18 protein-coding genes are annotated in these 14,110 nt (G+C 71.5%); 4 read left to right on the top strand and 14 right to left on the bottom strand.

The window, feature by feature from the left end:
- Window positions 1-68 precede the first annotated feature (68 nt).
- Window positions 69-1,484 (top strand): hypothetical protein, encoded by a 1,416-nt coding sequence (locus N5I75_RS37270; RefSeq protein WP_476684635.1) that lies wholly within the window; start codon window positions 69-71, stop codon window positions 1,482-1,484.
- A gap of 23 nt (window positions 1,485-1,507) precedes the next feature.
- Here N5I75_RS37270 and N5I75_RS37265 read toward each other — a convergent pair whose 3' ends face one another.
- Window positions 1,508-2,128 (bottom strand): histidine phosphatase family protein, encoded by a 621-nt coding sequence (locus N5I75_RS37265; protein ID WP_476684930.1) that lies wholly within the window; start codon window positions 2,126-2,128, stop codon window positions 1,508-1,510.
- Between the two features lie 75 nt (window positions 2,129-2,203).
- Between N5I75_RS37265 and N5I75_RS37260 the strand changes: the two genes are divergently transcribed.
- Window positions 2,204-2,440 carry an NUDIX hydrolase gene (locus tag N5I75_RS37260; RefSeq protein WP_476684954.1) on the top strand — a complete coding sequence of 79 codons (237 nt, stop codon included), beginning with the start codon at window positions 2,204-2,206 and terminating at the stop codon, window positions 2,438-2,440.
- An 87-nt stretch (window positions 2,441-2,527) separates the two neighbouring features.
- Here N5I75_RS37260 and N5I75_RS37255 read toward each other — a convergent pair whose 3' ends face one another.
- Entirely contained in the window at window positions 2,528-3,052 is a 525-nt protein-coding gene (locus tag N5I75_RS37255) for an NUDIX domain-containing protein (RefSeq protein WP_476684634.1), read from the bottom strand.
- Between the two features lie 73 nt (window positions 3,053-3,125).
- Window positions 3,126-3,920, bottom strand: coding sequence for an MBL fold metallo-hydrolase (locus N5I75_RS37250; protein WP_476684632.1), 795 nt, complete (start codon window positions 3,918-3,920; stop codon window positions 3,126-3,128).
- Between the two features lie 257 nt (window positions 3,921-4,177).
- Here N5I75_RS37250 and N5I75_RS37245 point away from each other — a divergent pair, with 257 nt between their 5' ends.
- Window positions 4,178-4,732 carry a hypothetical protein gene (locus tag N5I75_RS37245; protein WP_476684630.1) on the top strand — a complete coding sequence of 185 codons (555 nt, stop codon included), beginning with the start codon at window positions 4,178-4,180 and terminating at the stop codon, window positions 4,730-4,732.
- Window positions 4,729-5,148: a hypothetical protein gene (locus N5I75_RS37240; RefSeq protein WP_476684629.1), complete on the top strand. Its 420-nt coding sequence runs from the start codon at window positions 4,729-4,731 to the stop codon at window positions 5,146-5,148. The genes N5I75_RS37245 and N5I75_RS37240 overlap by 4 nt, the downstream gene beginning before the upstream one ends.
- A 50-nt stretch (window positions 5,149-5,198) precedes the next feature.
- On the opposite strand, the gene N5I75_RS37235 is transcribed toward N5I75_RS37240, so the two are convergent.
- The 11 genes from N5I75_RS37235 to paaA all read right to left on the bottom strand — a co-directional run bounded on the left by N5I75_RS37235 (window position 5,199) and on the right by paaA (window position 13,972).
- On the bottom strand, window positions 5,199-5,618 hold the full coding sequence (locus tag N5I75_RS37235) for an adenylyltransferase/cytidyltransferase family protein (protein WP_476684628.1): 420 nt from the start codon (window positions 5,616-5,618) through the stop codon (window positions 5,199-5,201).
- Between the two features lie 93 nt (window positions 5,619-5,711).
- Window positions 5,712-6,038 carry a hypothetical protein gene (locus N5I75_RS37230; RefSeq protein ID WP_476684627.1) on the bottom strand — a complete coding sequence of 109 codons (327 nt, stop codon included), beginning with the start codon at window positions 6,036-6,038 and terminating at the stop codon, window positions 5,712-5,714.
- 116 nt (window positions 6,039-6,154) lie between these two features.
- A complete protein-coding gene (gene kynU, locus N5I75_RS37225; RefSeq protein WP_476684626.1) occupies window positions 6,155-7,420 on the bottom strand; it encodes a kynureninase in 1,266 nt (421 codons plus the stop codon).
- Window positions 7,417-8,277 carry an alpha/beta hydrolase family protein gene (locus tag N5I75_RS37220; protein ID WP_476684625.1) on the bottom strand — a complete coding sequence of 287 codons (861 nt, stop codon included), beginning with the start codon at window positions 8,275-8,277 and terminating at the stop codon, window positions 7,417-7,419. The genes kynU and N5I75_RS37220 overlap by 4 nt, the downstream gene beginning before the upstream one ends.
- The gene (locus tag N5I75_RS37215) at window positions 8,267-9,115 is read right to left on the bottom strand and encodes a tryptophan 2,3-dioxygenase (protein WP_476684623.1); all 849 of its coding nucleotides are present in this window, start codon (window positions 9,113-9,115) and stop codon (window positions 8,267-8,269) included. The genes N5I75_RS37220 and N5I75_RS37215 overlap by 11 nt, the downstream gene beginning before the upstream one ends.
- A 181-nt stretch (window positions 9,116-9,296) precedes the next feature.
- Entirely contained in the window at window positions 9,297-10,073 is a 777-nt protein-coding gene (locus tag N5I75_RS37210; RefSeq protein WP_476684622.1) for an SDR family oxidoreductase, read from the bottom strand.
- 49 nt (window positions 10,074-10,122) lie between these two features.
- The gene (locus N5I75_RS37205) at window positions 10,123-11,244 is read right to left on the bottom strand and encodes a 2Fe-2S iron-sulfur cluster-binding protein (protein ID WP_476684621.1); all 1,122 of its coding nucleotides are present in this window, start codon (window positions 11,242-11,244) and stop codon (window positions 10,123-10,125) included.
- An 8-nt stretch (window positions 11,245-11,252) separates the two neighbouring features.
- The gene (gene paaD / locus N5I75_RS37200) at window positions 11,253-11,756 is read right to left on the bottom strand and encodes a 1,2-phenylacetyl-CoA epoxidase subunit PaaD (RefSeq protein WP_476684620.1); all 504 of its coding nucleotides are present in this window, start codon (window positions 11,754-11,756) and stop codon (window positions 11,253-11,255) included.
- Window positions 11,753-12,544, bottom strand: coding sequence for a 1,2-phenylacetyl-CoA epoxidase subunit PaaC (gene paaC, locus N5I75_RS37195; RefSeq protein ID WP_476684928.1), 792 nt, complete (start codon window positions 12,542-12,544; stop codon window positions 11,753-11,755). Before paaC ends, paaD begins: the two co-directional genes overlap by 4 nt.
- A 1-nt stretch (window position 12,545) precedes the next feature.
- Window positions 12,546-12,932, bottom strand: coding sequence for a 1,2-phenylacetyl-CoA epoxidase subunit PaaB (paaB, locus tag N5I75_RS37190; RefSeq protein ID WP_476684619.1), 387 nt, complete (start codon window positions 12,930-12,932; stop codon window positions 12,546-12,548).
- Complete coding sequence (paaA, locus tag N5I75_RS37185) at window positions 12,929-13,972, bottom strand: 1,2-phenylacetyl-CoA epoxidase subunit PaaA (RefSeq protein WP_476684618.1); 1,044 nt, start codon at window positions 13,970-13,972, stop codon at window positions 12,929-12,931. The genes paaB and paaA overlap by 4 nt, the downstream gene beginning before the upstream one ends.
- Window positions 13,973-14,110 lie beyond the last annotated feature (138 nt).

Below are 14,110 nucleotides of genomic sequence, written 5' to 3'. Positions count from 1 at the left end.
GCAGGGCTTTGGCATCCATTTCCGGTGGTGGGCGCCGCCTCCTCCGCAACGTGGCGAGGGGGCGGCCCGTGGACGGCGCTCACCTCGCCGCCCACATCCGCCGCTCGGCGTCCCGTACGGACCACGTGCGGATCGACGGTGCCCGTTGCACCGGCCCGGTCGACCTCCGGCACGCTCGACTGGACATCCGTCTGGAGCTGATGAACTGCGTCCTCGAAGACGCGCTGTTGCTGGACGATGCCGTGCTCGGCTCCCTCGACCTGACCGGCAGTAGGTTCGCGGACCTCAAAGCCGACGGCGTCCGCGTGGCCGGTGATCTCACACTGCGGGACATCGAGAGCGGCACGGCCGTACCCGTCGCTGTCGCGGCATTGCCCGGCTCCGCATCGGACGCCGGAACCGGCGACCGGGTCGCGGCCGTCCGCAGAGTGCCCGACCGGGAAGGCGGGGCGCCCGTACGGCTGGTCGCGGCGCGAGTGGACGGTGACCTCGTGCTGGAGAACGCCGTCCTCGGCGGCCCCGGCCCCTGGACTCTGTTCGCTCCGCGCCTCGCCCTGGGCGGCTCACTGCACGCGCACGGGCTGCGTACGTCGGGCGCCTTGTACCTCCGGGGCGCGCGCGTCGGCCACTCCGTCCTTCTCGACGGAGCCTCCGTCGGCGGGGTGGACGCCACGGGCCTGCGATGCGACGGCGGCTTCTACGCGGACTGGGGGTTCGTCTGCCACGGCCCCGTCCGGCTGCGCGGCGCCGAGGTCGCCGACGTCGTCACCTTCCACGACGCGCTGCTGGCCGCCCCGGCCGGCGCGGCCGTGCTCACCCGGCTGCGCACCGCGCGGTTGCGCGTCGACTTCCGTGCCCCGCCGGCGGGCGCACTCAACCTGCGCGACGCCCGCGTGGGTTCCTACGTGGACGCACCGGGCAGTTGGCCGGCTCCAGGATCCCTCGACGTCGAGGGCCTGACCTACGACCGGCTCGCCGCCACCGAGCCGGTCGGCGTCGGCGAGCGCCTTCGATGGCTCGCCCTGGACCCGGCCGTGACCGCGGGCTCCTTCGAACAACTCGCTCTGTCCTGCCAACGAGCCGGTGACGAGCGAGCCGCCCGGACCGTCCGGCGAGCCCGGGAACGCCGGATGCACGCGTCCGAGCGGCTGTCCGGCCGGGTATGGGGCGGCGTGCAGGACGTCCTGTTCGGCTACGGCTACGCCGCCGGGCGCGCCCTCGCCTGGCTCGTGGCCCTGGTCACCGCGGGCTCCCTCTGGTTCGCCGCCCGTCCGCCCGCCCCTGCCCCGGGCGGGGCCCGGCGGCACTGGGACGCCTTGCTGTACACCCTCGACCTGGTCGTCCCGGTGGCCAACTTGGGATACCGCACCGCGTGGGACCCGGCCGGACCCGGCAAGGTCGTCGCGGTCGTCCTGCTCATCGCCGGCTGGGTGCTGGCGACCGCGGTGGTGACGGGCGCGAGCCGAGCACTGGGACGCCACTGATCCGCGGGGGGCGCTTCCGGCGGTCAGGGCGTACGGAACTGGGCGGGAAAGCCGGTCCAGCGCAGCTCGCCCGAGAGGTGGCTGATGTCGTTGTAGACGAGGACCGTGGCGGGCCGGGCCTCGGCGTAGTGGATCACCGTCAGTGCCGCGTTGCCGTGGGTGAGGCTCAGCCAGCGCCAGGGCGGCGCATCCAGCGCGGCACGGACCAGCCAGGCCACGAGAAACGCATGGGTGACGACGAGGTCGTGGCGGGGCGCGTCTCCGTGCTCCGTCGGTCCGGTGAAGTCCGCGACGGCCCGGCGGGCCAACTCCGCACCGTGCACCCGCTCTTCGGTCGTGACCGACGCCACCCGTGACAGCAGGGCATCGGCCGATTCCGAGGGAAGCTCATCCCGCTCCGGCACGTAGGGGACGTAGTCCCCCGCCGTCTCGCACTCGCGCAACGGCACGCCTCTCAGCTGCTCCGTGATCAACCGGGCCGTCTGCGCCGCGCGGGGCAGCGGACCATGATGTACGGCCGTCAAGGGCACATCGCGCAGACGCCGCCCCAGCAGCTCGGCCTGCTGCCGCCCCACTTCTGTCAGCCCACCCTCTTCCGATGTGGCTTCACCATGGCGGACGAGGTACAGATACCGATCTTGCATGCCGAGATGGACGCTGCCCCAGCCTCTGTCGGTTCCCCGAACACAGCAGGCGTCGGTCCGGGCTACAGCCTTGATGTGCAGCCAGGCCGTCTCCTTGCCGTCGACTGGGCTCCGCCGCGCCCCGGCCGCAGCGAAAGCACCGCCTACATCTTCGACGGCGGTCACCTCACCGCTGAGCAGCACGCCGCCATTCAGGTCCAGGCCGACGAGCTCCGCGCCTACGAATACGTCGCTACAGACGAGCTCGACACACGTCTGGTGCCCGTCCTCGCCTTCACCGTCCGCGCCGGTGTCGGCCACCTCGTGCGGTGAGTTCTTGCCGGGTATGAATGAGCGCACTACCCCCGCCCATGCTTGAGTGGTCCGGCCGGGGCTGGGCGGGCTGCACGGCGCCCGGCGTCAGGGGCCCACCGGACGCTCCGTGAGCCACTGGGCGCACTGCTGCATCCGCCAGCGGTCCTCCGAGAACCAGCCCTGCCACGGCTTGTCCAGCGGCGCCCACGCGGCACGCTGCCCGTCTTCCGGAGCGAGGGGCGTGTCGCGGTCGACGACAGCGATGAACGAGACGCCCATGGTGGCCGGCCAATCGCGGTGATAGGAGCGCACTGTTGCGGCCGCCGGCGTGTCCAGGAGTTCCGCGCTCACGCCCGTCTCCTCGTACAACTCGCGCTGAGCGGCCTCGCGTTGCGTCTCTCCCGGGTCCACCTTTCCGCCGGGTGGGACCCATCCCCGCCAACGATGTTCGACGAGCAGGATGTGGGTCAGCGCTCTGTCGAACGCCCAGACCTCGGCCGCGAGCGGACCATCCTTGAGCGCTTCGGGACGAGCAAGCCATACTCGCGCGTCGTCGTACGCCACGAGCGCCTGCTCGGTTTCACGGACCGCTGCCTCGAGGGCGCGCTGCTCTACCTGCTGCCGAGTCACCGTCAGGAGCCTACGGCGCGCCACTGACACCCTCTTCCCGCAGCCTCTGCGGTGCACCCACGCGCTTGCTTCGTCAGGTAAGGGTTTGGGCCTGCCCTTCGTGAATGGCGCTTGTCCACTCCCAGCCGGGTTTGGGCGATACGACCCGTGGGTCGCTGGACGCCCGGGCGTCACGTAGGTCCTCCACGTACGCTCGATCCAGGTCGATCCTTGCGCGTACCTCTTCATTCCTGGCGACCGATCCGTGTCCGGGGACGAGGACATCGACGTCGTCCGCTACGCCCTCAAGCAGCCTGAGCCCGACGAGGTAGTCCTCGTTCGGGTCAGTGGTGTCGCCGAGCATCGGAACGAAGACGTCGGAAAGCATGTCGCCGGCGATGAGAACTCGGCGTTCCTCGATCAACAGGGCCGCATGGCCTCGGGCGTGCGCTGGGTTCTGAATGATCCGCACCTTGGGGCCGTTCCACGGAAGCTGCGCGGTTCCAGCAGGCAGACCAGTGATGAGGCCGTACAGGTCTAGCGGTGTCTCCTCGGCGATTTCTGGCGGCAGCCCCTCGGCGACACCGGTCTTCCAGTCCGCGTTCGACAACACGTCCTGCATGAAGTCCGCGCAGCCGGCCGTGCTGTAACGAGGCGCTTCGCCGAGTTCGGCGTGCCAGAGCACGTGATCCCAGTCAGGATGCGTCGAGAACCCTGCCACCACGAGCTGGCCCAGGTCACGAAGGTCCTTTGCCAGGCAGGTCATTTCCGCACCAGTGATTCCGGCGTCCACGAGGAGTACGCCGTTCTTGCCCTGCACGACAACGGTGTTGTTCTCGAGCAACTCACTCTGGTGGATCAGCACATCCTCGACGACTTGCTTCAGCACGAGTCCCTCCCCGTTCGATGTCCGCACCCTGCCAGAGGGTCTGCCGCACATCAACACGACCGGACGGGGGCGCGTGCACCCGTCAGGACTGCTGGCCGACCGAAAATTTTGGAGTCAGGGGTGTCGGCAGGCTTGGAGGCCGAAAGTAAGCATATGCCACACCGGATTGGCAAATTCGATCTTGAGCCCCTCTGACCAGTACGGTTTCGGCTAATGCGGCCACTGACCATGGTCGCCGATCAACAAGGGGGATTACTATGTCGCGCAATCTGACTGTGCGGGCGCTCGGCGTCGCGGGGGTACTTCTGTCCACCGCTCTGGGAACGACCGCGGCTCACGCCGAGAGTAGTGGTGCGTCTTTGTCTGCCGTCGACTCCCCGGAGTTGAGCGGGCAGATATCTACCCGAGCGGCTGTCGGTCACTACAGCAAGCTCGTCCAGAAGACGTCGAAGAAGAACTGCACGAACACCAAGAATGAGATCGCCCGCTGCACGGCGCAGACCGCGGGGATGACGTGCATGATAAACAAGACGGCTTCGGCGACGCGCACGATCGACGCGGGCTTCGGTATGACGTACAACGGTGTCGCGTCGAGCCTGAGCATCAGCAAGGCCAAGACGCAGTCCGTGTCGGTGACGTGCAGCGCGAAGGTCGGCAAGGGGCACTCGCTCGTCGCCTATCCGATCGGCACGCGGTACAAGTACAAGATCGAGAAGCACATCACCACTCCCCTCGACTACAAGACCGACACGAGCGGATGGAAGTACGCCTTCGATCCCGCGTCCGCAAAGGTGAGTTGCAAAGTCATATGAGCCGCCGCCGTAGTCATTTCTCGCGCACGCGTGGTCGTGCCGGCGCTGTGGTCGGCTTCGCGGTGACAGCGGTGCTGCTCGCGGGGTGCGGTGCGGACGACGAAGTCACGACGCCCGTGTCGTCACTCGTCGGCCGGTCCATCGCCGAGGTGGAAAAGGAGATGCCGTCGGACGCCTCCATGGTTTCGTACGATCTCTCCGAACCGGTCACCGGGGCGGAGTCCGAGCACAGTCTTTCGGATGCGACGTATCGAAGCGATTGGATCGTGGTGGTGGCGTGCGCGAACACGACGAATGTCGTGGGCGACACACGGCTCGCCGTCGGCGCGCTGAACGCTGACGATTACTCCGAGGCGAACGCACGCAAGGCGAAGAAGCACGCCTTCGATCATTATCTGTCGGAGTGCAAGGGATGATCCGGTGATGTCGTTCCCCGGACCGCCGCCGCCTTCGTCATCAAGCGTCATCAAGCGTCCGCCGCACGACACCTTCGGATCAGCTCGGTCGTGGAGACGCCGGTCGTGTACCGCACCAGGCGGAGCTTTCCCGCATCGGCCACAGGGCCGAAGACCTCGTCGATGGCGTTCGCCGTGAGGTCGTCACCGTGCACGACCACGTCGATGCCGTGCCGGTCCAGGAACTGGTTCGTGACGCGGTAGGGCGCGTCCGGGAGCACCACGTCCACGTACCGGCACGCCTCGATCACCGCGACCCGCTCCGCCAGGGTCATGATGGGCCTGCGCTTGTACCGGGCCACGACCTCGTCCGCGAGTACCCCGACGATCAGCCGCTCCCCGATGTCGCGCGCGGCCCTGAGCAGCGCGACTTGGCCCGGATGGAACAGGTCCCCGACCATGTCGACGTACACCGTCTCGCATTCAGCCATGCCCGTTGCCTCCCGACAGTCCCCCGGTCCCGAACCGACCAAGATGGGCCGACCGCGCCGACCCGTCAAGCGAAGCGGCGCGAGCGACGGCCATCAGCGCCGGGCCCGGAGCAGGATGCTCAGCAGATCACCGGTGCGTTCCTGGTCGGTCGGGCGCAGGCCGGACTTCGTGGAGTTCTTCCAGGGCATGGTGATCATGGGGGCGTCTCCGTCAGGGACGTGCACCTGAGACCCTTCATAGCGGTCACCGGCGGCGTCGCCGAGGCAGGCGCTCACCGACTTGTACGCGGCGTCGTCCGCGAGGGAGTGCTCGGGCTTGTTCAGCGAAAGGGCGGGACCCTTGTCGAGCGACTTCGTCATGCGCACGGAGCCGGACGACGTGTCGATGTCCTGGACGGAGGAACCGGCGGAGTCCTTCATCGAGGCAGGGGTCGTACGGCTCCCGCTCAACTCCCAGATGCCGAAGTCGCCGAGGCCCTCGTACAGCTCTCTGTCCGCGGCGGCCAGGCGACGCCCGGTCTCGGCTACGCGGCGCGTCAGACCACCCGGCCCGATGGTTGCGGTGCCGGGTCGTACGCGTTCCCGTGCGCGATGTCCCTCAGGCGCAGCGCGGCCGTGAGCATGTCCTGGTGTGTGGTGTACAGGGCGTTGACGCCGAACCGCAGGAGGTCCGGGGCGCGCATGTCGACGATCACTCCGTCCTTCGCCAGTGCCTGGACCAGCCCGTAGGCGTGCGGATGACGCAGGGAGACCTGGCTGCCGCGTCGCGCCGGGTCGGACGGGGTCACCGTCTCGAAGCCGAGCGGGGTCAGGAGTTCGTCCGCGCACCGCAGGAAGTAGGCCGTCAGGGACAGGCTCTTGGCGCGGACCTGGGCGAGGTCGACGCCGTCGAACGCCGTGAGGGCCGCTTCGAGTGCGAGCAGGGACAGGATCGGCGGGGTGCCGATGCGGGCGCGGGCGATGCCCGGCGCCGGTGTGTAGTCGGGGGTCATGCCGAACGGGTCGGCGTGGCCGGTCCAGCCTGTCAGGGGTGTCTTGAACTGCGCGTGGTGGCGGCGGGCCGCGTACAGGAAGGCGGGGGCGCCCGGGCCTCCGGAGAGGAACTTGTAGCCGCAGCCGACGGCCAGGTCGACGCCGAGTTCGTCGACGCCCACCGGGAGGGCGCCGGCGGCGTGGCACAGGTCCCACAGGACGAGCGCGCCGGCGCGGTGGGCGGCGTCGGTCAGCGCCCGCATGTCGTACAGCTCGCCGGTGCGGAAGTCGACGGGTGAGTAGCTGACGACTGCGACCCGGTGGCCCTCGGAGGAGAGGAAGCCTTCGAGGTCGGCCGGTGGTATGTGTGTGACCTCCAGGTTGTCTCGGCGGGCTGCCGCGTCGGCCAGGTAGCGGTCCGTCGGGAAGTGGCCCGGGTCGGTGACAAGGAGCGGGCGGTCCGGGCGCAGCGCGGCGGCGGCGCCGAGCGCGCTGTACAGCTGCACGCTCGTCGAGTCGCCCGCGACCGTCTGTCCGGCTTCCGCGCCGATCAGCCGGCCGATGGCGTCGCCCACCCTGAGGGGGGCGTCCCACCAGCCGTGCTCGTTCCAGGACCTGATCAGACCGCTGCCCCACTGGCGGTGCACGACGTCGGTCAGGGCCGGGGGCACCGCGGCGGGCAAGGGGCCGAGCGAGTTCCCGTCGAGGTAGACCACCCCCTCGGGGAGGAGGAAGCGGTCCCGGACCGGAGCCAGGGGATCGGTGGCGTCCAGTGTCGCGGCCTCGTCACCGAAAGTCGCCGCAACGCTTGTGACGGAAACGGTTGTCACGGGCGCACCGCCTTCCTGTCGTCCGTGCCGGGCCGTCGCGCGCCGAAGGCCGCCGCCATGTCGCCGAGGGTGTCGGCGACCGCGCGGGCGCCAGGCGCTCCCGGCTCGATGAGCGTGTAGTGGCCGGTGCCGGGCAGCACGATCGTCCTGAGGTCGTGGTGCACGGCCGCGTAGTCGCTGAACTGGGTGAGCGGCACCTCCTCGTCGACGGCGCCGTGCAGCAGCACGGTGGGCACGCCGGTCGTGCCCGCCTCGCGCAGCAGGGTGAGCGGGTCGACGGAGTTCATGCGCTCCTCGAACACGTCGTCCCCGCCGAGCAGTTGGACGGCGGCGCCGTTGCTCAGGTCGTCGCGCCGGGTGGCGGCGAGGTCGGTCAGCGGGGCGAGCGCGAGGACGCTGGTCGGCAGGGTGGTGCTGGTGTGCCAGGGCGAGTCGGCGGGCAGCAGGCCCCGGGCCGCGCACCACAGCGCCAGGTGACCGCCGGAGCAGTGCCCGGCGAGGACGTACGGGCGTCCCTGCGGCAGGGTGTCCACGATCCGTGCGACGTCGTCGAACGTCTCCGGGTAGCCGCCCGCGCCGCCGGACCTGCGGAAGCCGGGGAGCAGGACGTCGAAGCCCTGCTGGGAGAGGTAGGCGGCGAAGGGGGTGAGGTGCATACGGTCGTAGCGCCAGTATCCGCCGTGCAGGAGGATGACCAGCGGGGCGTCGGGGTCGTCGGCCGGCCAGGCGTCGTAGACCTGGTGGGGGTGGTCCCCGTAGCGGCCGTGTGACGGGGCCAGGACCGGCTTCAGGCTCAGGACCCGTTTCTCCTCCTCGGCCGCGAACGCCGAGATGGTCCGCACCGTCTCAGAGCTCACCGCGCACCTCCCACAGCTCGGGGAAGACCGGGCGGGACGCGCGCCGCTCCAGCCAGGCGAGGCCGGAGGAGCCGGCGCTGCCGGGCTTGGCGCCCATGGCGCGGCGCACGACCATGACGTGGTCGAAGCGCCAGCGTGCCACCAGTTCGGCGATGTCGGTGAGCGACTCCCCCAGGGTGAGCAGCGGGTGGTGCCTGGGGCCCGCGTAGATCCGCCGCCACGCTTCGACCACGCCCGGGTCCGACGCGTACGGGGCGGTCACGTCACGTTCCAGGACGTGCTCCGGTACGGGCAGCCCCTGGCGGTGCAGGAAGCGCAGCACCTCGTCGTAGAGGGAGGTCGCGCGGTAGGTCTCGGCCAGTGCCTCGTGGACGGCGGGGTCGCCCCGGTGGCCGTTGAGCAGGCCCGCGTTCTTCTGGCCGAGCAGGAACTCCATGTGGCGGTACATGGCCGACTGGAATCCCGACGCCCTGCCGAACGCCTCCCGGAATCCGTTGAACTGCGCGGGTGTCAGCGCGGCGATGGGCTTCCAGGAGGCGTTGAGCGCGGTCAGGGCGCGGCCGCTGCGGGTGAGCGCGTCCGTGGCGGCGTCCAGGTCGTCCTTGGCGAACGCCTCGCGGGCCACCTGCCATTCGTGCACGACCAGCGTGAACCACAGCTCCATCACCTGTGTGGTGACGAGGAAGCCCATCTCGTCCGCGGCCTCGGTCAGCGGCTGTTGCAGCGTGTTGAGCGTGGACGCGTGCACATAGTCGTCGTAGGGGCTGGGGCCCTGGAAGGGCCGGGTCAGGGCGGAGTCCGCGGCCGGCTCGGCGAGGGCGGACGTACTGTCGGTCATGGCTCTCCTTGTGCGGCGGTGCGGCGGTGCGGCGGTGCGGTGATGCGGCGGTGCGGCAGCTGCCCGGGGGGCGGGGGCGCGGGGTGCGGTCGGGGACCCCGGGGGGGGCGGGGGCGGGACGGGCGGTCCGGGACCCCGGAGGCCCCGGCCGGACGCCTCAGGCCCCCCGCCCCCTAACCCCTCAGACGCCGATGTGGACCCCGCCGGACGCGTCGATCCACTGGCCGGTCACCCAGCGGGCGTCGTCGCTCGCCACGAAGGACACGACATCGGCGATGTCCGCCGGCTGACCGAGGCGGCCGAACACCGAGGCGTCCGAGTAGCGCTGCCGGATCTCCGGGATGCTGAGGGTGGGGTTGATCTCCGTCTCGGTGTAGCCGGGCGCGACGCTGTTGACCGTGATGCCGCGGGGGCCCAGCTCCTTGGCGAGGGCGAGGGTGAGGTAGTCGAGGGCGGCCTTGGTCATGGTGTAGGCGACGATCGCGGGGAAGCCGACCCGGGTGGCCACCGAGGAGATGTTCACGATCCGGCCGCCGTCGCGGAGGCGGTCCAGCCCGCGCTGGATGATGAAGAAGGGCGCTTTGGTGTTGATCGCGAAGGCCCGCTCGTAGTCCTCCTCGGTCACGTTCGCGATGGTGCGCGGGACGGTGATGCCCGCGTTGTTGACGAGGATGTCCAGGCCGGGTCCGGCGCCCCGCTCGGCCAGGGCCCGGTCGAAGGCGTCCCACAGGGTGGCGGCGTCGCCGTCCACACCGAGCTCGGCGTGGACGGCGAACGCGCGGCCGCCCTCGGTGTCGATCTCCTTGACCGTCCGCTCGGCCGCCGCGTGGTCGTGTCCGTAGTGGACCGCCACCAGCGCGCCCTCCCGGGCCAGGCGGCGGCTGATGGACCGGCCGATGCCGCGGCTGCCGCCGGTGACCAGCGCGGTCCTGCCCTCGTGCCGCATGTCGGTGGTCAACTTCATCTCCTAGAGGTCGGTTCCGGAGGGGGTTCATGTATTGGGTCGGTCAGGCGTCGAAGTCGAGCGTGACCTCGGCGCTGCGTGGCCGGGCCCGGCAGACGAGCGTGTAGCCCGCCGCCAGGTCCTCGGCGCCGAGGGCGTACTGGCCGCCGCTCAGCGCCACCTCGCCGGTCAGGACCTTGGCGCGGCAACTGCCGCACACTCCGTCGCGGCAGGCGTACGGCACGTCGGGGTGGGCCCGCAGCAGCGCGTCGAGGATCACGTCCTCCTGTGGCTCCACGGTGACGGCGGCGCGGCGTCCGCCGAACTGCGCGGTGATCCGGGTGGGCCGGGTGCCAGGTGGTGGCGTGGGGCGCGTGTCCCGTCGTGAGGCCGGTTGCGTGTCGGGGGCAGGGGTGAAGACTTCCGAGCGGACGGCCGCCGGGTCCGCGCCCCACGCGGTCAGCGCCTGTCGCACCGCGGTGACCAGACCGTCCGGACCGCACAGGGCGAACGTCGTGCCGGGTCCGGGGCGGGCGTCCAGCGCGGCGAGCAGCCGTGGCAGCTTCGCGGTGTCGACGCGTCCGCTGACCAGTTCGCTGGGGCGGTCCTCCCGGGTGAGGACGTGCAGCGCGGTGAAACGGTCGACGAAGGCGTCCTTCAGCTCGGCCAGTTCGTCCGCGAGCAGCGCGGTCGCGCTCGTGGGGACCGCGTGGATCACCGAGACGCGGCAGGCGGGATCTTCGCGCAGCGCGTCCGCCGCCATCGCGATCAGCGGGGTGATGCCGGAGCCGCCCGCGATGAGCACGTGGTGCGCGCCGGGCAGGTCCGGCAGGGCGAAGGCGCCGTCCGGCGGGGAGAGTTCGAGGTGGTCGCCGGGTGCCAGGGCGGTCGTGGCGTACGCGCCGAAGCCGTCGGGGGCGCCTCGCTTGATCACCAGGCGGAAGGCGTACGGGTCGCCGGGCGGCGGGCACACCGAGTAGGTGCGGCGGAGTTCGCGGTCGCCGCGCCGGTGCCGTACGACGACGTGGTCGCCGGGCCGGTGGGCGAAGGTGTCCCGCAGGTCGTCGGGGATGCGCAGGGTGACCGCGGCGGCTTCGTCGGTCAGCCCGCGCACGTCGGTGACCGTCAGCCGGTGCCAGCCCGTGCGCCGGGCGCGAGGTGCGGCGGTGCCGGTGTCCGTGTGCATGGTGGGCCTCACAGCGCGGTCAGGTGGGGGAAAGTCTCTCGGCACGCCGTGCATCGCAGCACCGACTGGCAGCGGGTCGCGCCGAAGGGGCTGTGCGGCCGGGTGGCCCGCGATCCGCAGTGCGGGCAGGGCACTCCGCCGAGCTCGACGAGGACCGGACCGTCCGTTCCGGTGGCGCGGGGCGCGGGCGGGGCGATGCCGTGCGCCGCGAGCTTCTCCCGTCCGGCCTCGGTGATGCGGTCCGTCGTCCACGGCGGTGACAGGACCTGCCGTACGCGACCGTCGGCGTGGCCGCAGGCGGCGAGGACCTCCTCGACCGCGGAGGTGATGGCGGGCAACGCCGGGCAGCCCAGGAACGTCGGCGTGATCTCCACCTCGAGCACTCCGTCGGCGTCCGGCGCGACGGAGTGGACGACGCCGAGGTCGCCGAGGCCGATCATCGGCAGCTCCGGGTCCGGCAGCGCCTCGACCCGCGCCCGGACCTCCTCGGTGGTGCGGCGGTACGCGCTCACCACGTGCCTCCCGGGAACTGGCGCCGCACCGACTGCAGTTCGGCGACGAGCGGCCCGAACTCCTCGGTGTGCAGGCCGGTGCGCCCGCCGCGGGCCTGCCAGCGGGGTGCGGGCACGGTGAGTCCGGCGCGGGTGATCACCTCGCCCACCCGCTGCTCCCACAAGGCGCGCAAGGGTGCGGGCGAGGGGACCGTGCCGGCCGCGACGAGGCGGCCCAACACGTCGTCCTCGTCGAACAGTTCGGCCGTGTACGGCCACACCCGGTCCAGGCCGGCCTGCATGCGCCGGGCGCTCTCCGGTGTGCCGAGCCCGAGGCGCCGCGTCCAGTCGTCGGCGTGCAGCCGGTGGAAGGCCACCTCCTTGGCGGCCCGTGCCCCGAACCCGGCGAGGTCGGTGTCCGCGCAGCCGGCCAGCGCCTCGTAGTACAGGACCGCGTAGTGCGTGTAGGCGAGCTGACGAGCCACGGTCGCGGCGAAGTCGCCGTTCGGCAGCTCGGTCAGGAGGACGTTGGTGAACTCGCGGTCGGCGCGGGTGAAGGCGAGGTCGTCCTCGGTGCGGCCGGTCCCGTCGAGCCGTCCGGCACGGGTGAACAGGGTCCGGGCGTGGCCGATCAGGTCAAGGGCGATGTTGGACAGCGCCAGGTCCTCCTCGATCGTCGGCGCCCGCGTGATCCACTGGCAGAGCCGCTGGCCGAGGACGAGCGCGTCGTCGCCGAGGCGCAGCAGGTGCGTGGCGAGATCGCGGTCGGGGTCGGGGGCGGTGCGCATGGTCTCCGCGGCGGGCGCCATGTCACTCGTCGTGGGCACCGTCGGGGCCTTTCTCGCTCGGGCTCGATCCGGTCGTCAGCGGCGCGTACTGCTCCGGGTACCGGTAGGGCTTGTGGCGGGCGTTGCCGAAGTACGGGTCGCGCTCGTCCGGGGACACCGCGTGCACGGCGTCCGAGCGCACCACCCACAGCGACAGCGGGTCGCCCCGGCGGACGTACAGGTCGCGGGCGCGGCCGAGGGCCATGTCCGCGTCGTCGGCCCGTACAGAGCCCATGTGCTGGTGCGCGAGGCCCCGGCGCGGCCGCAGGAAAACCTCCCAGGACGCGGGTGCGCCCTCCCGGTCCGTGCTCGTACGCGTGCTCGTACTTGTACGCGTGCTCGTGCTCGTGCTCGTACTCGTGCTGCTCATGCGGGTTCCTCCGTGCCGTCGCGGGCGTCCTCCCGGGCGGCGTACGCGGCCGACGCCTCCCGCACCCACGCGCCGTCCTCGTGCGCGGCGCGCCGGTGCGCGATGCGCTGCCGGGCCCAGTGCGTGTCGTCGCCGAGCGCGTCGCGGTACGTCTCCCAGTCGACCGGGGTGAAGTCGTAGTGGCCGCGCTCCTCGTTCCAGCGGATCGCCGGGTCCGGCAGGGTCAGGCCGATTCGTTCGGCCTGCGGGACGACGCTGTCGACGAAGCGCTGGCGCAGTTCGTCGTTGGTGTGCTGCTTGATGCCCCAGGCGATGGCGCGACGGGAGACGGCGGCGCCGAGCGCGGCGGTGCGCGCGTCCGCCCCGCCCGCCTCGGTGTCCGGCGGGCCGAACATCAGCGCCACGGCCGGCAGCCACCAGCGGTCCACCGCGTCCTGCGCCATCCGCTGCTGCTCCGGTGTGCCCTCGCACAGGGCCCGCAGCATGTCGTAGCCCTGCCGTACGTGGAAGGCCTCCTCCTGGCAGACGCGGCGCATCGCGCGGGCGTACGGGCCGTAGGAGGTCCGGCACAGGGGTGCCTGGTTGATGACGGCGGCGCCGTCCGTCAGCCAGGCGATGGCGCCGGTGTCCGCCCAGGTGAGGGCCGGGTGGTTGAAGGTCGCCGCGAAGCGCTGCTGTCCGCGGTGCAGGGCGTCGAGGAGCTCGGCGCGGTCCACGCCGAGGGTCTCGGCCGCGGAGTACAGGTACAGGCCGTGGCCCGCCTCGTCCTGCACCTTGGCGATGAGCACCGACTTGCGGTGCAGGGACGGGGCCCGGGTCAGCCAGGCGCCCTCCGGCTGCATGCCGATGATCTCGGAGTGGGCGTGCTGGGCGATCTGGCGGAGCAGCATGCGGCGGTAGCCGTCGGGCGTCCAGTCGCGCGGTTCGACCGTCTCACCGGCGGCGATGAGCGCGTCGAAGTGGGCGAGCAACTCGTCCTGGGCGGAGGGCGGTTCGTCGGTGGCCGCGGGGGGCACGACTGCGGTCTGCGACGCACTCATGCCGCACCGCCTCGCAGGCCACCGCCCGCACCGGCTGCCACGCGGCCTCGCAGGCCACCGCCCGCACCGGCTGCCGTATCGGCCCCCGGAACGCAGCCCGTACCCGCTCCTAGGACGCCGCCCGTACCCGCTCCCGGG

It is taken from the genome of Streptomyces sp. R818 (assembly GCF_056172735.1).
This window is presented reverse-complemented; position numbering and strand designations above follow the sequence as displayed.

Excerpts from the sequence above, each read along its gene's own strand:
- N5I75_RS37235 (WP_476684628.1), bottom strand. The coding sequence starts at position 5,618 with ATGGCTGAATGCGAGACGGTGTACGTCGACATGGTCGGGGACCTGTTC.
- paaA (WP_476684618.1), bottom strand. The coding sequence starts at position 13,972 with ATGAGTGCGTCGCAGACCGCAGTCGTGCCCCCCGCGGCCACCGACGAA.
- paaB (WP_476684619.1), bottom strand. The coding sequence starts at position 12,932 with ATGAGCAGCACGAGTACGAGCACGAGCACGAGCACGCGTACAAGTACG.
- N5I75_RS37245 (WP_476684630.1), top strand. The coding sequence starts at position 4,178 with ATGTCGCGCAATCTGACTGTGCGGGCGCTCGGCGTCGCGGGGGTACTT.
- N5I75_RS37230 (WP_476684627.1), bottom strand. The coding sequence starts at position 6,038 with ATGAAGGACTCCGCCGGTTCCTCCGTCCAGGACATCGACACGTCGTCC.
- N5I75_RS37265 (WP_476684930.1), bottom strand. The coding sequence starts at position 2,128 with ATGCAAGATCGGTATCTGTACCTCGTCCGCCATGGTGAAGCCACATCG.
- N5I75_RS37215 (WP_476684623.1), bottom strand. The coding sequence starts at position 9,115 with ATGACCGACAGTACGTCCGCCCTCGCCGAGCCGGCCGCGGACTCCGCC.
- N5I75_RS37240 (WP_476684629.1), top strand. The coding sequence starts at position 4,729 with ATGAGCCGCCGCCGTAGTCATTTCTCGCGCACGCGTGGTCGTGCCGGC.
- N5I75_RS37205 (WP_476684621.1), bottom strand. The coding sequence starts at position 11,244 with ATGCACACGGACACCGGCACCGCCGCACCTCGCGCCCGGCGCACGGGC.
- paaC (WP_476684928.1), bottom strand. The coding sequence starts at position 12,544 with ATGGCGCCCGCCGCGGAGACCATGCGCACCGCCCCCGACCCCGACCGC.